The organism is Aquimarina celericrescens, assembly GCF_042682765.1.
GTDB lineage: Bacteria > Bacteroidota > Bacteroidia > Flavobacteriales > Flavobacteriaceae > Aquimarina > Aquimarina celericrescens.
This window is the reverse complement of sequence record NZ_JBHUHY010000003.1, coordinates 194,270-215,296: the sequence shown is the minus strand read 5'-3', so window position 1 is coordinate 215,296 and position 21,027 is coordinate 194,270. Positions and strand designations below refer to the sequence as shown.

General features: G+C 33.6%; 23 protein-coding genes. 11 read left to right on the top strand and 12 right to left on the bottom strand.

Annotated elements, in window-relative coordinates; genetic code table 11:
• Window positions 1–55: 55 nt before the first annotated feature.
• The gene (rseP, locus tag ACFSJT_RS04835) at window positions 56–1,378 is read right to left on the bottom strand and encodes an RIP metalloprotease RseP (RefSeq protein WP_378319092.1); all 1,323 of its coding nucleotides are present in this window, start codon (window positions 1,376–1,378) and stop codon (window positions 56–58) included.
• A gap of 156 nt (window positions 1,379–1,534) precedes the next feature.
• Between rseP and ACFSJT_RS04830 the strand changes: the two genes are divergently transcribed.
• The 4 genes from ACFSJT_RS04830 (at window position 1,535) to ACFSJT_RS04815 (ending at window position 4,844) form a co-directional block, all read left to right on the top strand.
• The gene (locus tag ACFSJT_RS04830) at window positions 1,535–2,206 is read left to right on the top strand and encodes an SCO family protein (RefSeq protein WP_378319539.1); all 672 of its coding nucleotides are present in this window, start codon (window positions 1,535–1,537) and stop codon (window positions 2,204–2,206) included.
• Between the two features lie 107 nt (window positions 2,207–2,313).
• Complete coding sequence (locus ACFSJT_RS04825; protein WP_378319091.1) at window positions 2,314–2,541, top strand: FeoA family protein; 228 nt, start codon at window positions 2,314–2,316, stop codon at window positions 2,539–2,541.
• Window positions 2,542–2,556: 15 nt separating this feature from the next.
• Window positions 2,557–4,653 carry a ferrous iron transport protein B gene (gene feoB / locus ACFSJT_RS04820; RefSeq protein ID WP_378319090.1) on the top strand — a complete coding sequence of 699 codons (2,097 nt, stop codon included), beginning with the start codon at window positions 2,557–2,559 and terminating at the stop codon, window positions 4,651–4,653.
• A 41-nt stretch (window positions 4,654–4,694) separates the two neighbouring features.
• A complete protein-coding gene (locus tag ACFSJT_RS04815; RefSeq protein ID WP_378319089.1) occupies window positions 4,695–4,844 on the top strand; it encodes a FeoB-associated Cys-rich membrane protein in 150 nt (49 codons plus the stop codon).
• Here ACFSJT_RS04815 and ACFSJT_RS04810 read toward each other — a convergent pair.
• Entirely contained in the window at window positions 4,841–5,767 is a 927-nt protein-coding gene (locus ACFSJT_RS04810) for a DMT family transporter (RefSeq protein ID WP_378319088.1), read from the bottom strand. The genes ACFSJT_RS04815 and ACFSJT_RS04810 overlap by 4 nt on opposite strands.
• A 26-nt stretch (window positions 5,768–5,793) precedes the next feature.
• A complete protein-coding gene (locus ACFSJT_RS04805) occupies window positions 5,794–6,210 on the bottom strand; it encodes a hypothetical protein (RefSeq protein ID WP_378319087.1) in 417 nt (138 codons plus the stop codon).
• A 99-nt stretch (window positions 6,211–6,309) separates the two neighbouring features.
• Between ACFSJT_RS04805 and crtD the strand changes: the two genes are divergently transcribed.
• From crtD to ACFSJT_RS04790, 3 genes are read left to right on the top strand one after another with little or no spacing between them, the layout of a single operon-like run.
• Entirely contained in the window at window positions 6,310–7,794 is a 1,485-nt protein-coding gene (crtD, locus tag ACFSJT_RS04800; protein WP_378319086.1) for a 1-hydroxycarotenoid 3,4-desaturase CrtD, read from the top strand.
• Between the two features lies 1 nt (window position 7,795).
• Entirely contained in the window at window positions 7,796–8,422 is a 627-nt protein-coding gene (locus tag ACFSJT_RS04795; RefSeq protein ID WP_378319085.1) for a carotenoid biosynthesis protein, read from the top strand.
• Window positions 8,423–9,583, top strand: coding sequence for a lycopene cyclase family protein (locus tag ACFSJT_RS04790; RefSeq protein WP_378319084.1), 1,161 nt, complete (start codon window positions 8,423–8,425; stop codon window positions 9,581–9,583).
• Here the strand turns inward: ACFSJT_RS04790 and ACFSJT_RS04785 are convergent.
• On the bottom strand, window positions 9,576–10,310 hold the full coding sequence (locus tag ACFSJT_RS04785; RefSeq protein WP_378319083.1) for a TerB family tellurite resistance protein: 735 nt from the start codon (window positions 10,308–10,310) through the stop codon (window positions 9,576–9,578). The genes ACFSJT_RS04790 and ACFSJT_RS04785 overlap by 8 nt on opposite strands.
• 211 nt (window positions 10,311–10,521) lie before the next feature.
• Between ACFSJT_RS04785 and ACFSJT_RS04780 the strand changes: the two genes are divergently transcribed.
• The 4 genes from ACFSJT_RS04780 to ACFSJT_RS04765 all read left to right on the top strand — a co-directional run bounded on the left by ACFSJT_RS04780 (window position 10,522) and on the right by ACFSJT_RS04765 (window position 13,498).
• A complete protein-coding gene (locus ACFSJT_RS04780) occupies window positions 10,522–10,932 on the top strand; it encodes a BrxA/BrxB family bacilliredoxin (RefSeq protein ID WP_378319082.1) in 411 nt (136 codons plus the stop codon).
• A 146-nt stretch (window positions 10,933–11,078) separates the two neighbouring features.
• Complete coding sequence (locus tag ACFSJT_RS04775; RefSeq protein ID WP_378319081.1) at window positions 11,079–11,819, top strand: lysophospholipid acyltransferase family protein; 741 nt, start codon at window positions 11,079–11,081, stop codon at window positions 11,817–11,819.
• A 13-nt stretch (window positions 11,820–11,832) separates the two neighbouring features.
• On the top strand, window positions 11,833–12,834 hold the full coding sequence (locus ACFSJT_RS04770; protein WP_378319080.1) for an acyl-ACP desaturase: 1,002 nt from the start codon (window positions 11,833–11,835) through the stop codon (window positions 12,832–12,834).
• Window positions 12,835–12,844: 10 nt separating this feature from the next.
• On the top strand, window positions 12,845–13,498 hold the full coding sequence (locus ACFSJT_RS04765; RefSeq protein WP_378319079.1) for an HD domain-containing protein: 654 nt from the start codon (window positions 12,845–12,847) through the stop codon (window positions 13,496–13,498).
• Window positions 13,499–13,547: 49 nt separating this feature from the next.
• On the opposite strand, the gene ACFSJT_RS04760 is transcribed toward ACFSJT_RS04765, so the two are convergent.
• The 8 genes from ACFSJT_RS04760 to ACFSJT_RS04725 form a co-directional block, all read right to left on the bottom strand.
• On the bottom strand, window positions 13,548–14,846 hold the full coding sequence (locus tag ACFSJT_RS04760) for an HlyD family secretion protein (RefSeq protein ID WP_378319078.1): 1,299 nt from the start codon (window positions 14,844–14,846) through the stop codon (window positions 13,548–13,550).
• Between the two features lie 2 nt (window positions 14,847–14,848).
• Window positions 14,849–17,047: a peptidase domain-containing ABC transporter gene (locus ACFSJT_RS04755; RefSeq protein ID WP_378319077.1), complete on the bottom strand. Its 2,199-nt coding sequence runs from the start codon at window positions 17,045–17,047 to the stop codon at window positions 14,849–14,851.
• Between the two features lie 58 nt (window positions 17,048–17,105).
• On the bottom strand, window positions 17,106–18,203 hold the full coding sequence (locus ACFSJT_RS04750) for an alpha/beta hydrolase-fold protein (RefSeq protein WP_378319076.1): 1,098 nt from the start codon (window positions 18,201–18,203) through the stop codon (window positions 17,106–17,108).
• A 15-nt stretch (window positions 18,204–18,218) separates the two neighbouring features.
• Window positions 18,219–19,256, bottom strand: a complete 1,038-nt coding sequence (gene gwsS, locus ACFSJT_RS04745) for a grasp-with-spasm system SPASM domain peptide maturase (RefSeq protein WP_378319075.1) — start codon at window positions 19,254–19,256, stop codon at window positions 18,219–18,221.
• Window positions 19,253–19,474: a hypothetical protein gene (locus ACFSJT_RS04740; protein ID WP_378319074.1), complete on the bottom strand. Its 222-nt coding sequence runs from the start codon at window positions 19,472–19,474 to the stop codon at window positions 19,253–19,255. The genes gwsS and ACFSJT_RS04740 overlap by 4 nt, the downstream gene beginning before the upstream one ends.
• Window positions 19,467–20,453 (bottom strand): grasp-with-spasm system ATP-grasp peptide maturase, encoded by a 987-nt coding sequence (gwsG, locus tag ACFSJT_RS04735; RefSeq protein WP_378319073.1) that lies wholly within the window; start codon window positions 20,451–20,453, stop codon window positions 19,467–19,469. Before gwsG ends, ACFSJT_RS04740 begins: the two co-directional genes overlap by 8 nt.
• 80 nt (window positions 20,454–20,533) lie before the next feature.
• Window positions 20,534–20,743, bottom strand: coding sequence for a hypothetical protein (locus ACFSJT_RS04730; RefSeq protein WP_378319072.1), 210 nt, complete (start codon window positions 20,741–20,743; stop codon window positions 20,534–20,536).
• Between the two features lie 37 nt (window positions 20,744–20,780).
• Window positions 20,781–20,969: a hypothetical protein gene (locus ACFSJT_RS04725; protein ID WP_378319071.1), complete on the bottom strand. Its 189-nt coding sequence runs from the start codon at window positions 20,967–20,969 to the stop codon at window positions 20,781–20,783.
• Window positions 20,970–21,027: the final 58 nt, after the last annotated feature.

Here is a 21,027-nt window from a genome sequence, read left to right as displayed (position 1 = left end):
GCGAGTGCAAATATATACTATTTTTTGTATCTCAAAAAGATTTTTTTAATTTTTATTACTTTCCTGTGATCGCTCGATAAATATCATTTCCGTTAGCAAATAGTAACAAAGCAATAAGAATAATAAAACCAACTAGTTGTGCATACTCCATAAACTTATCATTGGGTTTTCTACCGGCAATGATTTCATATAACAAGAACATCACATGACCTCCATCTAATGCAGGTATAGGTAATATGTTCATAAAAGCAAGAATAATAGAGATAAAAGCAGTAGTTCCCCAAAAAGCTCTCCAGTCCCAGGCATCTGGGAAAAGATTTCCGATAGCTCCAAAACCACCAACCTGGCTGGCACCTTTTTTAGTAAATACATATTTAAATTGGGCAACATAATCATGCAAGGTCCAGTATCCAAAGTCAAAACCTTTGGATATACTCTCGACAAAAGAATAATTTTTATGCTGTACCGTAAAATTTGTTTTTGGATATACACCAAAAGTGCCATCTTCATCAGGAGTTACCTGCACGGTATTTTCTACATCATCTCTAAGGTAGGTAACATTCATCGCTACATTAGTAGTATCCTTAGCTTTTAATCTGTTAAAGTCACTCCAATACTTCACTTCTTTACCATTAAGAGACAAAATCTTATCTCCCTCTTGTAGTCCGGATTTATCGGCGGGTGACCCTTTGATAATACTATCTAGTACCGGAGGCATTAATGCAGAAAAAGGGCGTAAGACCCCAGACTCAAACATGGTGGTACCAATATCCTCTGGGATGTTGATGGTTTCCTCTTGACCATTTTGATGTAGAACACTTATCGTCTCTACATCTCTCATAAACAGATAATGATTAATGTCGGTGACATCTTCAAGCGCTTCACCATTTACCGCCATAATTCTGTCTCCATCTTCAAAACCATATTTTTTAAAGGATTCTTCTACTGCAAAGCCGTTTGGCATATCTTCAGCACCTACATAACTGATTCCCCAGGTATATATAATAGCCATGTAGATTAAAAATCCAAGGATAATATTTACGGTAACTCCTCCTAGCATGATGATAAGTCTTTGCCAGGCTGGTTTTGATCTAAATTCCCATGGCTGAGGTGGGCCTGCCATTTGCTCTTTATCCATACTCTCATCGATCATTCCAGAGATTTTTACATAACCTCCAAGGGGTAACCAACCGATACCGTAAACGGTTTCACCAATTTTTTTCTTAAAGAGAGAAAATTTCACATCAAAGAAGAGATAAAACTTCTCTACTCTTGTTTTAAACAATTTTGCAGGTATGAAATGTCCCAACTCGTGTAAAACGATCAGGATTGATAAACTTAATAGTAACTGTATTGCTTTTACAAAAAATGGACTCATGGGTCTTATTCAAAATTAAATCACGCAAAAGTAACCTTTTAAGAGAGTATATAAAAATCTCGATAGCTGTATATCACAAGTTTTAGTATTATTTTAATGCAAACAAAGATTATAAAAGGTAAAATCCTCGTAATTTTGCAGCCAGAAAAAATAAATATGCTTCAGTTTTTTGCGAAATATAAATTTTTTGCAGTGGTAATGCTTGTACTATCTGCAATCATTGTCTCCATCATCTATTCAATCCTGAAACCAGACAGAAAGTTACCGGTCTACGAACCTGAGATGGTGAATGCCGAACTGGTGGATAGCACGGTACAATATGTTAGAAAATATCACAAAATTTCTGACTTTAATCTTATCAATCAAAACGGAGAAATAGTTACCCAGGAAAATTATAAGGATAAAATTTATGTGGCCGACTTTTTCTTTACAACATGCCAGACCATTTGCCCTATTATGACAGACCATATGAAAGAAATTCAGGAACGTCTGATTGATGATAATGATGTACTACTACTCTCGCATAGTGTAACTCCAAAAATAGATAGTGTCGCCAGATTAAAAAAATATGCCCGGTCAAAAGGAGTGAATGATGCAAAATGGAATTTGGTTACCGGGGATAAGAAGCAAATTTATGATCTTGCCAGAAAATCATATTTGGCAGCCAAATCAGATGGAGATGGCGGGCCTTATGACATGGTTCATACCGAAAACTTCGTATTGGTAGATAAAAAGAAACGTATACGAGGATTTTATGATGGAACAAACCCAGAGGATATAGATCGATTGATAACCGATATTGCTATATTAAAGAGAGAAGATAAGTAAATCACACTTTTTTAACGAACTGTTAGGTCTATTTTGGGTTTTTGGCTTTCTCAATACAATTTTTTGCGTTACTTTTGCCTTGTTTAAAATCAATCTAAATAAATTTTTTGAAGACTACTATTGCTAATCTTAAACGAGGTCAACGAGCGTTGATAAAAGAAATTACCTCAGATATCATTCCGCTTAAATTACTCGAAATGGGTTGTTTACCGGGAAATGAAGTCGAATTGCTTCAAATGGCGCCCTTTAAATGCCCCATGTATCTTAATATCAATGGTAGTCATCTTGCAATCCGTAAAGAAATTGCAGCCCAAATAGAAGTTCAAATTATTTAATCGCAGGTACTTCTTATGGCTAAGCAAATTAAAGTTTCACTTATCGGAAACCCCAATACCGGAAAAACATCGGTTTTTAACTTGCTTACCGGTCTTAATCAACAGGTGGGGAATTATCCCGGAATTACAGTAGAAAAGAAAGAAGGCGTTTGCAAATTATCCCGAGGCGTAAAAGCACACATTCTTGATCTTCCGGGCACCTATAGTCTTAATGCATCTTCTCTTGATGAGAATGTGGTGATTGAGCTGCTTCTCAATAAAAAGGATAAAGATTTTCCTGATGTTGCAGTAGTAGTTAGTGATGTAGAGAACCTGAAAAGAAACCTCCTTCTATTTACACAAATCAAAGATTTGGAGATCCCAACTATTTTGGTGATTAATATGGCAGATCGCATGAATCGAAAAGGGATTACTCTGGATATCCCTTTGTTAGAAAAAGAGCTCAACACCAAAATAGCACTAGTGAGTGCTCGAAAAGGGAAAGGAATCGATGATCTTAAGAATTTAATAGAATCATATACCTCACTGCCAAAAGCTCCATGCGTTAATGCATTGTCGTTTGCACCAGATTATTTTGATAAATTGCAAAAAACATTTCCAAACCAGTCCTTATACAAACTATGGTTAGTCATTACACAAGATGTAAACTTCAGAAAATTTGTTAAGCAAGATATTACTATTACTCCTGATTTCAAGATTAAGTCAGAAAGCGAGTTAAAAAGACTTCAGCAAAAAGAAACCATAAAACGATATCAATTTATCAATAATGTGCTCAAAAGAGCTCTTGTAATTGACGAAAAAGCGGCGACCGGAATGCGTGCCAGACTTGATAGAGTGCTTACACATAAATTCTGGGGGTATTTTATTTTCTTCGGAATTCTTCTATTGATCTTTCAGGCAATTTACGACTGGTCTTCGTACCCAATGGACCTGATCGATGAAGCATTTGCATGGCTAAGCGAGGCGACAAAATCGGTGTTACCTGCCGGGCCTTTTGTAGATTTGATTACCGAAGGTATTATCCCGGGATTAGGTGGAATCGTAATATTTATTCCTCAAATTGCCTTTTTGTTTCTATTTATATCTATTCTAGAGGAAAGCGGTTATATGAGTCGAGTCGTTTTTCTTATGGATAGAGTAATGCGACGATTTGGATTGAGCGGTAAAAGTGTTGTACCCCTGGTTTCTGGTACGGCATGTGCCATACCCGCAGTAATGGCTACTCGTAATATCGAAAACTGGAAAGAACGATTAATTACCATTTTGGTGGTTCCATTTACAACATGTTCGGCACGATTACCTGTATATCTTATTATTATTGCTTTGGTAATTCCTGATAAAAAAGTAGGGTGGATATTTAGTTATCAGAGTCTTACGCTCATGTTCTTATATTTTCTTGGTTTTGCGGCGGCAGTAGGATCTGCATGGCTATTGAATAAGGTTTTAAAAATTAAAAGCACCACATATTTTGTAATCGAAATGCCAGGATATAAAATCCCATTGTTAAAGAATGTAGCAATCAATGTAGTTGAAAAGACAAAAGCTTTTGTCTTTGGTGCAGGAAAAATAATTTTAGCCATTTCGATTATTTTATGGGTATTAGCCAGTTTTGGGCCTAATGAAAAATTTAGTAACGCCGAGGAGTTCGTAGCTAAAGAATTTAGAAACCTTCCCCAAGAGGAACAGGATAAAAAGATAGCTTCGTATAAATTAGAGCATTCTTTTATTGGTTATGCCGGTAAAGCTATAGAACCTGTAGTAGCTCCTTTGGGATATGACTGGAAAATCGGAATCGGGATTATTAGTTCTTTTGCTGCAAGAGAAGTATTCGTCGGTACGCTGGCAACCATTTATAGCGTAGGGAGCGATGAAGAAGAAACGATAAAAAACAGGATGGCTGCAGAGGTAAATCCGGTACTGGGGGGTCCCTTGTTTAATTTTGCAAGCGGAATTTCTTTATTGCTTTTTTATGCATTTGCTATGCAGTGTATGAGTACATTGGCAATTGTGAAACGAGAGACCAATAGTTGGAAATGGCCTATAGCTCAATTGGTTTTTATGAGTGCTTTGGCATACAGCGTGGCTCTTATCGTTTATCAAATTTTAAAATAAGATTAGCGATAGTTTTAGTATCTTTATACAACTTGATAATTATGAATATTTTAATTCAAAACATACTCGTATTTCTCATTTTTGGTCTGGCGGTAGGATTTTTGGTCAAAAAATTCTTCTGGAAACCCGCTTTGTCTTCTTCAAAAAAGAAATCTGCTTCCTGTGGAAGTACTGATTGCGGTTGTCATTAATGGTTTGATCTTTTAAACCATTTTAATGGAGTACTGCTAATTAAATAAACTCCAATTACAATCAAAATACAGCAGAGAAGTTTTGTGATGGTTATGTCCCCTTTGTACTGGCTGTTAACTACAAAATAAGAAACCAGGGCTACAAGAATCATGGCTACTGCCGGTTGTACATAAATATAACTACTGGAAACTGTAGGTTTTACATACTGCAAGGCAAACATATTTAATAAGTATGCCAAGAAAGTAGGGCCGACTATCACATAAAATAAAGAAATCCAATTTGAGGAAGCAAAGGATCGAAAGTCGGTATGGATCAATTTTTCAATACAAAAAGGAAACATAAAGATGAATCCAAATAAAAAGGTCCAAATAATTATCGTGATAGGTTTGTATTTAGACATTAGTGGTTTTACAATCACCAGGTAAAAGGCAAAAGCCAGTGCATTGATGCAAACAAATATATTTCCTTTGAGCGAGCCCGTTCCCAATCCAGAATTTCCTAAATAAATCAATAAAGCAGCCCCAGTCCCTCCTATAGAAATCCCTAATATTCTTTGTAGAGTAAAAGGCTCTTTAAGCAAGAAACGACTAATTACTACAGTAAAAATAGGTAGTGCTGTGATAATAATAGCAGCATCTACAGGAGAAGTTAGACTAAGCCCGTTCATAGAAAAAAACTGATTGGTAGCAACTCCTAAAAAACCACATAGCGCTAATCTGGGAATGTCTTTTTTGTCTACTTTTTCTTTATTAAAAAATTTGAGTAGTAAGAATAATATCCCTGCACCACTTATGCGTAAAAATACCAGAGCAGAAGCTTCAATTTTATTAGGCATAAGTCCTTTGGCAACAAGATAATTTGCTCCGTAAATCATATTAACGCTTACTAATGCTAAATGAGCTTTGACCTTATTGGAAATCATCTGGCAAAGGAAATGAATTCTAAAGATTATTGAACTATTAATTCCAAGGAATATTCTGAGGGCTTAATAGTCTTTTCTAAAGAAGGATATGGTTGGATATTATATGCATAAATCGTTTTAGGGTCTGCAACAAATAACTCTTTTTTATTATTAGGATTAATGGCGTCTACTCCAAAAACAAATTCTTTTTTTTCAATCAAAACACCATCTTCATAAAAAGCAATAAGAGCTTTTGCTTCTCCGGCCCAGATGCAATCGGTTCCGGTTGGACATCTAGAATCTTCAATAACGCCAATAAATTTCATACTTTTAGAGTCAAAGTTTATCGAATGTCCAACTTTAAGTGTTGTAATAATTTTAGGAGTTTCGACATGTATTGAATCCTGAGCTGTAGTCCACACTAATGGGTAAAAAATCAAAAATATTAAAAGGAATGACTTCATAATGCTTTAACAGAAGTTAAAGATATACAAAAAACGAATCAGAATTAGTCACCTTATCATCTTATTGTTGATTTTTGACATGTTCATTTTAAGAACGCTATGAAAAGAAAAAAAGCAATAATTGTAGGATCCGGCATTGCCGGAATAGCTACTGCTATACGATTACAAAATCAAGAAATAGATGCTCATGTTTATGAAATCAATGATTCTCCCGGTGGGAAATTAACAGAGATTCATATAGATGGATATCGATTTGATTGCGGGCCTTCGTTATTTACAATGCCACAGTTTGTTGAAGAACTTTTTGAAGTTTCAGGAAAAAACAGTAATGAATATTTTCAATATATTAAAAAAGAAAATGTTTGCAACTATTTTTACGAAGATGGGACTAGATTTGTAGCGTGTGCTGATCAAAATAAATTTGCAAAAAAGGCTTCAGAGGTTTTTGATGTAAGTGAATCAAAAATATTAAAATACTTTCAAAAAAGTAAACAAAAGTATGATCTTACCTCTTCTTTGTTTTTAGAAAAATCTCTTCACAAACTTTCTACTTACCTTTCCTGGGATACTATAAAGGCAATCATAAGAATTAATTCTTTAGATATTAATAAGTCATTGGATCAAGTAAATAAGAAAGAATACAAGGATCCTAAAATGGTCCAATTTTTTAATAGATTCGCTACTTATAATGGTTCATCACCCTATCTTACTCCTGGGATCATGTCTATGATCCCGCATCTAGAACAGTATTATGGTACTTTTTTCCCTAAAGGCGGAATGTATAGTATAACCATGAGTTTATATCAACTAGCCCTTGATTTGGGAGTCACCTTTCATTTTAAATCCAAGATAGACCAGATTTTGGTAAAGCATAAAAAGGCAGAAGGAGTTTTGGTAAATGGAGAACAAATTCTTGCAGATATGATTATCTCAAATATGGATATCGTACCAACTTATCGAAAGCTTTTGGTAGATCAAAAAGCACCTGGAAAAGTAATTAAACAACCAAGATCTAGTTCTGCTTTGATTTTTTATTGGGGAATAAAGAAAAAATTTTCTGAACTTGATCTACATAATATTTTCTTCTCTGAAGATTATAAGGGAGAGTTTAATTATATATTTAATAAGAAAAATGTTTCAGATGATCCTACCGTTTATATCAATATTACAGCAAAAAATGAAGAAAACGATGCTCCCAAAGGTTGTGAAAATTGGTTTGTAATGATTAATGTTCCGGGTAATCAAGGACAGGATTGGGCTCATATTATTAAAAAAAGCAGAGAAAATATTCTTAAAAAATTATCTCGAATATTACAAGCTGATATCAAAAGTTTAATCGAAACCGAAGAAATTCTTGACCCTATAACTATAGAAAACAATACGCAGTCTTATCAGGGATCTCTATACGGTGCATCGAGCAATAATAGTTTTGCTGCATTCTTAAGACACCCTAATTTCTCAAGAAAAATACAAAACCTGTATTTTTGTGGAGGCAGTGTACACCCCGGCGGAGGAATTCCTTTATGTTTGTTGTCTGGTAAAATAGTTTCAGAGTTAATCCAAAAAGATTATAATCATAAATGATATGAGCACAAATAGACACTTATATATTTCGATATTCATTATTTGGCTATTTAACATTTCAGGGATGATAGGAATTCTAATGGGTTATGAAGATTGGTTCTTATCATTAACATGGCTTAATTTGCTAGTATATCTTTTTTTAATCATATGGAATACGAATTTTAATAAAGCGTTGATCCTTGCTTTACTAATTCCTTTTAGTCTGGGAATGATTACTGAATATTTGGGCGTGAACTATGGTCTAATTTTTGGAAACTATGCGTATGGAGAAAATCTTGGGCTTAAAGTGTATGGTGTGCCTTGGATTATTGGAGTAAACTGGGCTATCTTAACCTATTGTTCTGCTGGTATAGTGAGAACAATACATCATAATTTGTTGATATCTTCAGTTTTGGGAGCTATCCTGATGGTATTTTTGGATCTTATTATCGAGGTTTCTGCACCAAGATTTGATTTTTGGAAATTTGATAATGGGGTGGTACCTCTTCAGAATTATTTGGGATGGTTTTTTATTGCTTTAATAGCTCATTTGTTTCTTCAAAAAATTATAAAAGTGTTTCGTTTCAGAATTTCTCTACACATTTTTATTGCTATATTGACCTTTTTTACTTTTTTCTTAATTGTCTGAATGCAAAAATACGATTACATAATAACAGGGACAGGAGCTTCTGGGCTAATGTTGATACATCATCTTATTTCAGACTCATATTTTGATCAAAAGCAGATCTTAATGATCGATAAGCAAACCAAAGATCTTAATGATCGCACATGGTGCTTTTGGGAAAAGGATATAGGAATATGGGACAAAATCTTAATCAAAAAGTGGAACAATATTTACTTTGGCAGCGATTGGTTTTCAAAAAAAATTGATATTTCTCCGTATCAATATAAGATGATTCGCAGCAAAGAATTTTACAGATTTGTTTTTAATGAAGTACAAATGAAATCCAATGTAACTATTGTACAAGAAGAGGTGTTAGATATTAAAGATGAAGGGAATATTGTAAAAGTAGAAACAGACCAAAAAAACTATCTCGGGGATAAAGTATTCAATAGTATCATTTTCTCTTCGGCATATAAAGAACAAATGAAATATCCGGTTTTAAATCAGCATTTTATAGGCTGGTTCATTAAAACATCAGAACCTGTTTTTGATACTACAATGGCTACTTTCATGGATTTTACAGTAGAACAAAAAGGGAATACGCGGTTTATGTATATACTGCCCATTTCTGAAACCGAGGCATTATTTGAGTACACCTTATTTTCGGAAGCTCTTTTAAAGGAAAAAGAATATGAGGATGAAATTATAAAGTACCTCCAGGAAAGAGAAATTACACAATATGAAATTACCGAAAAAGAAAAAGGATGTATACCGATGACCTGCTACGATTTCAGGAAACATAATTCTAAAAACATAATTCATCTAGGCACTGCGGGGGGGTGGACCAAGCCAAGTACTGGATTTACATTTAGTCTAACTTCTAAGAAAATACAAAAATTGACCAACTATCTTAAAAAGAGTTCAGATCTTTCTCAATTTGGAAAAAGGACTAAGTTTTGGTACTACGATTTGTTGTTTATAGACCTTCTATATAAAAAGAATCACATAGGGGCCTCTTTATTTTCAAAGCTATTTGAGAGAAATAAGGTCACAAAGATTTTGAAATTTTTAGATGAAGAAAGTACCTTGTTAGAGGATGTACAAATCACTACAAGTTTGCCTGCATTAAATTTTTTAAAAATGCTTTGGGTAAGGATTTCAGGTAAATTTTCTAAAGCTAACTGATGCCACGTTCTTTTTTAATTTGATCGTAGGCTTTCTGCACTTCGCGAAACTTCTCTTCTGCACCTTTTTTATAAACTTCATCCATGTGCTGTAGTTTATCTGGATGATATTTTTTTGCCATGGTTCTAAATGCCTTCTTTACTTCAGAATCGCTGGCATTTTTTTCAATTTCGAGAATTTTATACGCTTGATCCACAGTTTTAAAAAACATAGCCTTAATACTTTCAAAATCCCTTAAATTAATACGCAAAAATCTTGCAATATTCTGGATCTCGTTAGCTTCAGCACTACTCACACTACCATCTGCATTGGCTATTCCAAATAAAAAGTGTAGAATTTGTAATCGAGAAGGATATTGGGTATGTTGATTAATATACATACAGATTCGATGTGCAGAAACATCTCGATTTTTTATAATTTCATTAAATGTTCTGAAGGTTGCATTGGCACGTTCTTTTCCGTAGGCGCTCACAAAATAACTTCGTACATAATCTAGTTCTCTCTGGTTAACTCTTCCGTCGGCTTTAATTACAATAGATGATAGCGAAAGTAAATTAAGTTCGAAGTCTGCCGGTGTTACTTTCTCCCCTTGAGAGAATACGGTTTTAAAATTACCACTGGTTTTAATAGTAGTTGAGTCTAGAAGACTTCCAAGTATAAAACCAAGAACTGCTCCTGGAAATCTAAAAAATATATAACCTAATATGGCTGCGAACCATTTTATCATTCAAATAGTTTTTGGGTTGCAAAGATAATCGAAAATATCTAGGGATACATTTCGGCTTTTATTTTAATTAGACAGTGCTACAACCTTTTTGTTACGATAAAAAAATCATAATATTAGTTAAATAATGATGTTACAGTGACCTGGTTGTAGGTGCGATATGGTACATAATTCGTACCTTTGCATAAAATTTAAAGAAAAAACAAGAAGAAATATGTATCCAGCAGATTTAGTAAAACCAATGCGCGAAGATTTAACCAATATTGGTTTTGAAGAATTACATACAGCAGACGCAGTAGAAGCAGCAATAGCAAAAGAAGGCACCACACTGGTGGTTGTAAACTCGGTATGTGGTTGTGCAGCAGCAAATGCACGTCCTGGGGCGAGAGTTTCATTAAATAATGATAAGAAACCAGACAATCTGGTTACTGTTTTTGCAGGAGTCGATAGAGAAGCAACCGATAAGGCTCGTGGATATATGATCCCGTTCCCACCGTCTTCACCGTCGATGGCACTTTTTAAGAACGGAGAGTTAGTTCATATGTTAGAGCGTCACCATATTGAAGGAAGACCTGCAGAAATGATTGCAGAAAATCTTAAGGATGCTTATAATGAGCATTGCTAAAAAAGTACTGTATATTTGAGATCTAAAGTAAAAACCGTCCCGAGTCTCGGGGCGGTTTTATTATAAAAAATATGTTGGTTTACTGAAAATAATGTAAGAACTTGCAACACAATTACACAAATCAAATTTATTATTAGGCATAAAGAATGGGGGCAATAAAAAGGGTAATTAGTTATCCACTTTCTATAGTTTTCTATTTATTTTTTGGGTTAACACTTGCCGTTTTTCATCCATTGCAATGGATGGGTAAAAATTTGGGCGGTACAGCAATACATAGAGGAGTTGTAAATGTGATGAACTTATTCTTATTAAGGTGTTTGCATATTTTGGGAGTGACGTTTAGTTTTAAAAATAAATACAAGTTACCAAAGGACCGGTCATTGATTATTGTTTCTAATCACCAAAGCATGTTTGATATCCCTTTAATATCATGGTACTTACGTAGAAATAAACCAAAGTTCATATCCAAAATTGAATTAGGTAAGGGAATACCAAGTATATCGTACAACTTAAAACATGGAGGTAACGTTTTAATTGATAGAAAAAATCCAAAACAATCTATTCCCGCATTGTCAGAATTTGGAAAGTTTATTGCAACCCACAATTTCTCGGCAGTTATTTTTCCTGAAGGAACGAGAAGCAGAAACGGAATACCGAAGCCATTTGCTCCAACAGGTTTAAAAATCTTGTTTAAAAATGCCCCAAATGCCTTAGTAGTTCCTGTAGCTATAAACAATAGCTGGAAATTATTACAATATGGCAATTTTCCGATGGGTACAGGTATACATTTGACTTTGGAAGTACAAGAACCTTTAACAATTGATAAAGAACCCGAAATATTACTCGAAAAAATAGAAGAAAGGATTACTTTAGCAGTTAAAACATAATACACAGATCATCATGGCCTTAGATAATATTAGATTAGAAGTAATGCAATTGCTCGAAAAGAAGGTGGATTCTTTTATTGATAAATTTTTAATTCCTATTGATACGGTATGGCAACCCACTGATTTTTTACCCAACTCGCAAAATGAAGATACTTTTTTTGATGAGGTTAAAGAACTAAGAGAATTAGCTAAAGAATTACCTTATGATTTTTGGGTGGTTCTAGTGGGTGATACAATTACCGAAGAGGCCTTACCAACCTACGAATCCTGGTTAATGGACGTAGAAGGGGTAAACCAACATGAAGGAGGTAAAGATAACGGCTGGGCAAAATGGGTGCGTTATTGGACTAGTGAAGAGAATAGACATGGGGATACCTTGAACAAATATTTATATCTATCTGGTAGAGTCAATATGATAGAGGTAGAAAGAACTACCCAACATTTGATCAATGATGGTTTTGATATAGGAACCGATAGAGACCCGTATAAAAATTTTGTGTATACTAGCTTTCAGGAATTAGCGACAAATGTTTCTCATAGCAGAGTAGCAAAACTAGCTAAGGAGTATTCGAACAAATCATTAGCCAAAATGTGCAGAATTATAGCAGGAGATGAGATGCGTCATTTTAACGCATACAGTGAGTTTGTAAAAAGCATTTTTGAAGTCGATCCAAGTCAGATGATGATTGCTTTTAGTGACATGATGAAACATAAGATCGTTATGCCAGCTCATTTTCTTAGAGAATCTGGCGATGCTATTGGGACAGCTTTCGAGGAATTTTCTAATGCAGCCCAACGATTAGGAGTATATACTTCACAAGACTATATCGATATTATGCAGCGGCTAATCGATAAGTGGCAGATCGATAAACTAATTGATTTAACAGATGAGGCTGAAAAGGCAAGGGATTTTGTCATGAAACTACCAGCCAGAATGCAAAGAATTAGTGAGAGATTAGTAATTCCAGATGAAGTTTTTCAATTCAAATGGGTAGAGCCTGCGCTGGCAAAATAAAGTTGTGACGATGAAACCTTCAGAAATTATAGAGAAAACCATAATTTTTGTTAGAAATACACTAAAGGATGCAGAAGGAGGTCATGATTGGTTTCACACAGAAAGGGTTTTCAAAAATGCTGTTTTAATCGCAAAAGATGAAAATGTCGATCCTTTGGTAATAGCCTTAGGAGCATTGCTTCATGATATTGCTGATTCTAAATTTCACAACGGCGATGAAACTATAGGACCTAAAGTGGCTAGAGAATTTCTACAACGGTTCGAAGTAAAAAAAAATGTAATTGATCATGTAATTCTGATCATTGAAAATATCTCTTTCAAAGGAGGGAATGCTCAACAAAAATTCAATTCTCCAGAACTTGATATTATTCAGGATGCAGATCGGCTGGATGCTATCGGAGCAATTGGGATTGCCAGATGTTTTAATTATGGAGGGTTTAAAGATAGAGCACTGTATAATCCGGATATTCCTCCTCAACTGGATATGACCAAAGAAGAATATAAAAAATCTACAGCACCAACCATTAATCATTTCTACGAAAAATTATTATTGCTCAAAGATCGTATGAACACCAAAACAGGTAAAAAACTGGCACAGCAAAGGCATACTTTTATGGAGCAGTTCCTTGATCAGTTTTACAAGGAGTGGGAAGGGGAGTTATAAAAGAGAAAATTTTTATCATCTAGGGGTCATAACATATTGTTAGATAGTGTTAAGTTTTAGAGTGTATTATTTTTTTAAATTGATAAAAAAACCGTTCTATTAATCTAAGATCTTCAGTAATGATCTCTGCAGATCCTTTCATTTCTTGTTTAAAATCGATTTCCTTTTGGTAACTCGTAATCAATTTATCTGGTAGAGATACATCTATGAGATACAAGTGATCTTGATTGGGTAATAAGGATACTTTATTTACCACGCCCTGTAGAACACCAAATTCGGTTTCTGGATAATTTTCTAATTTAATATTTACTTTTTGACCGACTTTAATTTTGCCAGAATTGCGTGAAGGGGCTTGTAATTTTCCAACATACCTCGTATTTTTAGACGGAATTATGGAAAATATGAGATCTCCAGCAGATACACTTTGAGTGGTACTCCAATAATTTAAAAAAGTTACTCTGCCATCTATATTAGATTTTAATACATATAGTAATTCCCAATTTTTAATAGATTTCTTTAACTGATTAAAAGATTGGATTACATTCTTGAATAATTTAATATTTTCCTTTGTTTCGTTTATCAGGTTGCCTTTTGAGTTCTTTTTCATAGTGCCTATGGCCTCTCTAATCTGAGAAATCGATGCGCTCATGGCAGCATAACTGCGCTCTGCCTTAAGTATTTCAAGTTTCTTATTTTCAAATTCTTGTTCAGAAATAACTCCTCTTTCAAAAATTTTTTTGAGCCTTTCCAAATCTTTTCTCTGCAACAACAACTCTTTACTATTAATTTCTTTTTGCGATAATGCACTTTGTAGACGTTGTTTCAATTCGGATAAAGATGAAATATTTGCAACGGTTTCATTTGAAAAAGGCTGAAGTTGTTTGTTAAGTAAGTATTCTGAATAACTATTTTCGAAAAGAGCATAATCTGCTGAAATATCTCCTAGAAATAAGATGGGAAGCTTTTCTGAAGGGAATGAAAAAAACTTGTTGTTCAAAGAGATAGTATCAACAATCGATTTGAGAAATAATACATCTTTATAATTAGCATTGTTTTTTAAAATAGCCAAAGGAGTATTTTTTTTAACGATATCACCATCATTTACCAATATGACTTCTATTTTTTCATCAATTTTTGAATACACTTTTTCTGGGGGTAACTCTGTTGTAATACTACTTTCTGAGAGAATAACATCTGGATATTTGATCAAATATGATAGAAAAAGAACCATAAGAATTAAGATCAGAAGTAATAAACTACCCCATTGTATCATCCAATTGGGGGTTTGTGATAGTACTTCTTGTACCTCTTCACTTCTTAAATCTATGTTGTTTAAGCTGTTGGGCATGATTAATTTCCTAATTCTAATTGGTTTTTAACAAGATTAAAATAGCTTCCTCTTTGTGTAATCAAACTATTATGATTTCCTATCTCAACTACGTTTCCATGATCTAAAACGATGATCTGATGGGCGTTTTTTACGGTACTTAATCGGTGTGCTACCACAACCACAGTCTTATTTTCAAAAAAACTATCTAGTTTCTCCATGATTACTTTCTCGTTATTAGCATCCAAAGCACTAGTAGCCTCATCAAAAAACAGAAACCTGGGATTTTTATAAACGGCCCTGGCAATGAGTAAGCGCTGTTTTTGGCCTGTACTTAGTCCGATTCCTTCTTGACCAATTTTAGTATTATATGATTGAGGCAGAGATTCAATAAATTCACCAATATTTGCAATCTCAACGGCATGGGCAAGTTTCTTCTTGTCGATGTAATCTTCGCCTATTGCAATGTTATTGGCAACAGAATCATTAAAAATAAAACCCTCTTGCATTACAACTCCGCAATTTGCTCTCCAATAAGTTTGAGACACATTTTTCAGGTTATGGTTTCCTATTAAAATTTTTCCTTGATTTAAATTATAAAAGCGTAATAGGAGTTTTAATAAAGTTGTTTTTCCACTTCCACTCACGCCAACAATTGCAGTTGTTTTATTAGCTGGAATTGAGAAATTCAAATTTTCTAAAATATGATTTTCTGCCCCTGTGTATCTAAAACTTAAATTTTTAATTTGAAAGCCTGAATTTTCAGGGATATCATTAATTTTCTCTAAGTAATCAGGCTCTTCTTCTTCCTTATTATGAATTTCTGCTAATCGATCTATTGATATACGAGCATCCTGAAACTCTCTAATGAAGTTGATAAGTTGAGAAATAGGAGAATTTAATTGACCTACTATATAAGTAATGGCTAGCATCATTCCAAGAGTAATCTCCCCACCAACAACTAGCTTTGCTGCAAAAATTGTAATAAGAATATTTTTGAGCTCGTTTATGAAGCTAGAACCTACATTTTGATATTGTTCTAAAGCGAGACCCTCTATGGATAATTTAAATAATCTGGCTTGCAAAAACTCCCAGCCCCATCGTTTTTGTTTTTCGGCATTATGTAGTTTTATTTCCTGCATGCCATTTATGAGCTCGATAACTTTACTTTGCTCCTGACTTACCTGAGAGAACTTCTTATAATCTAAATCTGCACGTTTCTTTAAAAAAATCAGAATCCAACCAAAATATAAGATGCTCCCAATAACAAAAAAGGAAAATATTTGGAGGTTATAGTACGCCAGAACCAAGCCAAATATTAGTAAGTTAGCCATAGAGAATAAAACATTTAACGAAGAGGTGGTCAATATGCGTTCGACCCTTTGATGATCATTGATGCGCTGTAGAATATCGCCTGTCATTCTAACGTCGAAAAATGAAATAGATAAATTCATTAACTTAATAAAAAAATCTGATATTAATGAAATATTAATTCTGGTGCTTAGGTGTAATAAAATCCAACTTCTTATAATTTCTACTGCTGTTCTTCCTATAAATAAAAAAAGTTGTGCAAATAGGATTAAATAAATGAAGTTAATATCCTGATTTTTTATTCCAACGTCAACGATGCTCTGTGTAAGAAATGGAAAAATTAGCTGCAACAGACTACCGGCAATTAGACCCAATACTAGCTGTATCAAAAATTGTTTATACCTGAGTACATATTTTGAAATAAATGAAATTCCAAAGCTTTTTTGCTCGCCTTCAAGATGTTGTTCGTACAGCCGTGGCGTGGGCTCTAACAGTAATGCGAGGCCTTCTTTGGTCTCTTCGCTGGCATTATTCCCTATCCAGCTTTTTAAGGATTCTTCTTTGGTATATTTAAGGAGTCCGTGAGCCGGGTCAGAAATATAATAAGCATCTTTGCTAATTTTATAGAGCACGGTATAATGACTTTTATTCCAATGAAGAATACACGGCAGGGGCATTTCCTTTAAATCTGTATGCGATATCTTAACACCCAAAGAACGAAAACCTATTTTTTCGGCCGCGTCACTAATCCCCAATAAACTGCTTCCCAAACGTGTTGTTTCGCTTAAAGAACGTATTTTTTCTATTGAAATAACCTTTTTATAGTGCTTGGCAATAATTTTTAAGCATGTAGGACCACAATCTTTTTGATCTGGCTGTTCGTAATACGGAAATTTTGCAGTTAAGGCCATGGATATTTGAAAAATTAATAATTCTAATCTTAGTTGGAATATTCAATTAGGTTATTGTTCAATCAGATTTTTGTAAAGCTCTGTTATAATTACTTTCTAAATATTTTAATTGATAAAGATCATTTTCTGTGCTTTTTTCAACCATAATGGCTTTCTTGTAATAAGAGATGGCTTCTTGATTCAGATTCGCTTTTTCTAAAGCTTCGGCAAAGCTGTCATAGGTATTCGAAGAGTGGGGGTACAATCGTATATTGTTTTTAAATATTTCTAAGGACTTTTTTATATTATTTGAATTCAGATAGTAATATCCTAATCTATTATAATCATCTTCTCCAGCTAATATTTCGCCGCCATAGAATATTGATAATTCTTTAAAATGGTCGTAAAATATGGTTGGGTCGTCTTTTTTTTCTAGGAACTCCCATTTCGATTCAGGCATGAACAAGTTTCGATACAGATATTTTAGACCCTTTCGTATTCCGATAAGGATTGAGGAATTATGATCTTCTTGACTATAAATATCTAATCGGGTATTGATGCGATTTGGATGTTCATTTTCGATAATTTGGTGTAAAGTATCACATGCTTTCATTATTGAAGGATAATCTTGCTCACCATAACCTAAATAAATTTCTTTATTTGAAGAAAATTCCTGGTGATCCTTAAACTTTTTGATCAGGTCAATTCCTTTTTTCTTTACTGTTGGGCTTATCGAAATTACAGTATTTATTTCAGCAGATTCTAAACAGCTATTTAATACAAAAGCACCTCCAAATGAGTGGCCAATTGCTGTTTTTAATGTATTGGTCCGGTATTTTTTGTCTATAAATGGCACAAGTTCATTCAGAAAAAAAGAGGTGAATTCTTTACTTGTCCCTAGCTCTTTTGGCCTATCAACTTGATGGATTCCTATAATAATCGCGGGTGGGTATAGATCCCAGTTATATCTATATAACCCTACTACATAGTCGAACAGAATATTTCCATCAAATACATATATGGTAGGATAGCTTAATTCACTTCCTGCGTAATTGGTTGGCAATTGCATACTAATCTTTCTATCTTGATCAAGGGTTTTTGAATAGATGCTTATTTCTTGGCTCATGATAGTTAAGGAATAAAAGCTGTAGAGCATGTAAATGATGATATTTTTCATTGACTTTCCTTTTGATTAGTTATTGGCAATTAAAGTTTCTGGTTTACTTTTCCATTGTGACTCGTATGGATTGTAATTACATCTCTTGGGAGCACTATATATTTCTGATTCATTTTCTACATAGGATAAACAGTTGTATCTAAACTCACAATCTTTACATACCTCTACTTGATCCTTGGTTACAGACCAGTATTTCTGAAATTTCGGATTATTTATTACAGAATTGAGATCAATATCATTTATGTTTCCAAAATGATTTTTAAACGAAGGCGTGTTTTTGATGAACCCATCTTTATCTATAGTTACTTTTCTATTTAGATAATTATTATGGTGCATAGATTCTGATATCATTTTTACATTGAACACAAAACTATCAGGTGTGATTTTAGTAGTATCCTTGTAAACAGCATTATCAACAATATTTTTCGTTAAATACACATTGCCCATATCGTCTCTTGTTCTTTGAAGGTGCTTATCTTTATCTGAAGAAGTAAGCATTAATGATCTAATACGAATGTTTTTTTTTGCAAATAGACAAGCAGCTTCTATATCTAAGTTAATATTGGGAATCATTAGATCAATACATTCTATCCTCGTACCTTCAAAAATTTTGAATCTTTCGATTAAATCGTCTAACGTGATAGGAGAATAATGTCTAATAAGAATATCACCACAACCTAAGGCATCTAATTGTGTAATGGCTTTATCAAAATCATAGGAGCTATTAGAATCAACGTCAATAATTGCGTTAGTGATTTGAGCAGGATAATCCCATTGCATTTCTATTTTTGGGAATTTTTCTGGTTGGTCTGTCCAAAAACCTAATTCATTTTTTTCTAAAAACTCAAAGTATTCTTCTATAATATCTTTATGATGTCCAAATTCAACGATAATTTCTTCCTTCGTCTTATGGGTATGATTTTCCAATAAATCATACATACCCAGCGGGATATAGAATAAATCATTTCTTTGCGAGTCTACGATAACGGCTCTTCTGTGACCTTTAACAGGAATACAACAGGCGTACAATTTAAAAACTTTTTTAGGGATCATAATTCACTGTTATTTTGCATTTTTACTCCTAAACAGATTAACTTATAAAAACCTAGAGGAACGAACTTAGGAGTTTGATGAACGTTAGATTTTATATAGAATTGATCATCACTTTCATTTTTTTTATAAGTGATTGATTCTATCTCGGCATAATTATAACTCACCGGGAATTGTTCTTTTTTATCTGAAAATGGATTTTTATTATCTTTTTTATTCATGATGAATTAATTTTTTGGCAACCGTTCTTTCTAAATAATAATTACAAGGCGTAGAGACCATTCCAAATTGACCAACAGGATTTACCTCAAGAAACACATATTGATTGTTTTCAGTAAAAATCAAATCTATCGAGCCCGTGTTTAAGTTCATTGCTTTCATAAAAGCATCAATCTTGTCTTCAATGTCGTTTGGTAATTTGTAAGGAACATTTCTATTGGGTACTTCTTCATCATATTTTCTAAAATCGATTTCTGTTTTGGTATTGTTTTGAGAAAAAATAGCCATGCTGTACATTTCGCCATGTAGATAAAATGTTCTTAGTTCATATTTTTTCTCTAACTTTTGTTGAAATAATGATGGGAAAAAAGTTTCGGGAATAATATCCAGATCAGTAACTAGTTCTGTATATACACAATAGAATTCATCTTCGCCCAAAAAATGTAAGGCATCACCGATGGCCTTGGTAATTACCTCACCTTCTTTAGCAATAAACTCTTCAAGTCTTTTTTTAGAAGTTGTAATTAGCGTTTTAGGAATAGTAAGTCCCGTGTTGTCAGCTATTTTAAGCATTTCTAGTTTATTGGGCAAGGAGTTTTCAATACTTCCAATAGAAAAGCAACGACTACTTAAATATTTATGTATATAGGTAGAAAGTGTTCTCGTTTCCAACATTAAATCTTTGGCAATTTCCTTAATCAATAATTTTGAAGTAAACAAATTCGATAGTCTTTGTCCCTGATAAAATCGTAAGTGACCTCCTCTTCTATACCAGAAGGAGGTAACTTTATCCAAGTCAATACGATTGCCGTTGTATTCTAAGATGATTTTGTGCTGGGTATCGTTATACATGGTAAAATTTACCTTGATCGCTTCTTTATGATCCCCATTTATGCGTATAACTTGATTGTTGTAATATTCCAGCCAATCGATAATATCGCAGGTACTGAATTCATTCTCTTCACTAAATATTAAAATCATGATATTTTTATTTTTTAACCTGATTAAATGAGATCTAGATTATTAGTTATAGGACAATCAAGTATAGAACATGTTTTTGCTTAATAATCTATATAATCGTACTGGTCTTCAAGATTGTCCGGCGCATTGTCGGTATTGTCAGTAACTTTATTAGTTCTGGTGGCTTTTGTCTTTGAAGGAGCACCTGCAATTACAGATTTTATAGCATTGTAATTGAGGGTTTGATCTTTTCCGTAAAGAATGTTTTGATACTTTCTAAATCTTTCATAATACATTTTGTTTAAAGCCACTGCTGAGGCAGTGGCTTTAATTACTTAAAAATTTCAATTACTCGATAGCAATTTCTTCAAAATCGTCTGATTCATGCGGGTCACTATTATCTCCATTGCCTGCCCACTTAGTTTTAGAACCTTTTGTTTTTGTAGTACCTCCTGCAAAAACAGAGTTCATAGTTTTAGAATCTAGCGTTTGATCTTTTCCGTATAGATCATTTTTAATACTTTCTAAATTTTTCATTTCTAATGATTTTTATGAATTATCCTACTCTTTTAAGGCTTTTCGGGTAACGCCTTTC

Coding starts and splice junctions, on each gene's coding strand:
- rseP (WP_378319092.1), bottom strand. CDS start 1,378: ATGAGTCCATTTTTTGTAAAAGCAATACAGTTACTATTAAGTTTATCA.
- ACFSJT_RS04830 (WP_378319539.1), top strand. CDS start 1,535: ATGCTTCAGTTTTTTGCGAAATATAAATTTTTTGCAGTGGTAATGCTT.
- feoB (WP_378319090.1), top strand. CDS start 2,557: ATGGCTAAGCAAATTAAAGTTTCACTTATCGGAAACCCCAATACCGGA.
- ACFSJT_RS04815 (WP_378319089.1), top strand. CDS start 4,695: ATGAATATTTTAATTCAAAACATACTCGTATTTCTCATTTTTGGTCTG.
- ACFSJT_RS04810 (WP_378319088.1), bottom strand. CDS start 5,767: ATGATTTCCAATAAGGTCAAAGCTCATTTAGCATTAGTAAGCGTTAAT.
- ACFSJT_RS04805 (WP_378319087.1), bottom strand. CDS start 6,210: ATGAAGTCATTCCTTTTAATATTTTTGATTTTTTACCCATTAGTGTGG.
- crtD (WP_378319086.1), top strand. CDS start 6,310: ATGAAAAGAAAAAAAGCAATAATTGTAGGATCCGGCATTGCCGGAATA.
- ACFSJT_RS04795 (WP_378319085.1), top strand. CDS start 7,796: ATGAGCACAAATAGACACTTATATATTTCGATATTCATTATTTGGCTA.
- ACFSJT_RS04790 (WP_378319084.1), top strand. CDS start 8,423: ATGCAAAAATACGATTACATAATAACAGGGACAGGAGCTTCTGGGCTA.
- ACFSJT_RS04785 (WP_378319083.1), bottom strand. CDS start 10,310: ATGATAAAATGGTTCGCAGCCATATTAGGTTATATATTTTTTAGATTT.
- ACFSJT_RS04780 (WP_378319082.1), top strand. CDS start 10,522: ATGTATCCAGCAGATTTAGTAAAACCAATGCGCGAAGATTTAACCAAT.
- ACFSJT_RS04775 (WP_378319081.1), top strand. CDS start 11,079: ATGGGGGCAATAAAAAGGGTAATTAGTTATCCACTTTCTATAGTTTTC.
- ACFSJT_RS04770 (WP_378319080.1), top strand. CDS start 11,833: ATGGCCTTAGATAATATTAGATTAGAAGTAATGCAATTGCTCGAAAAG.
- ACFSJT_RS04765 (WP_378319079.1), top strand. CDS start 12,845: ATGAAACCTTCAGAAATTATAGAGAAAACCATAATTTTTGTTAGAAAT.
- ACFSJT_RS04760 (WP_378319078.1), bottom strand. CDS start 14,846: ATGCCCAACAGCTTAAACAACATAGATTTAAGAAGTGAAGAGGTACAA.
- ACFSJT_RS04755 (WP_378319077.1), bottom strand. CDS start 17,047: ATGGCCTTAACTGCAAAATTTCCGTATTACGAACAGCCAGATCAAAAA.
- ACFSJT_RS04750 (WP_378319076.1), bottom strand. CDS start 18,203: ATGAAAAATATCATCATTTACATGCTCTACAGCTTTTATTCCTTAACT.
- gwsS (WP_378319075.1), bottom strand. CDS start 19,256: ATGATCCCTAAAAAAGTTTTTAAATTGTACGCCTGTTGTATTCCTGTT.
- ACFSJT_RS04740 (WP_378319074.1), bottom strand. CDS start 19,474: ATGAATAAAAAAGATAATAAAAATCCATTTTCAGATAAAAAAGAACAA.
- gwsG (WP_378319073.1), bottom strand. CDS start 20,453: ATGATTTTAATATTTAGTGAAGAGAATGAATTCAGTACCTGCGATATT.
- ACFSJT_RS04725 (WP_378319071.1), bottom strand. CDS start 20,969: ATGAAAAATTTAGAAAGTATTAAAAATGATCTATACGGAAAAGATCAA.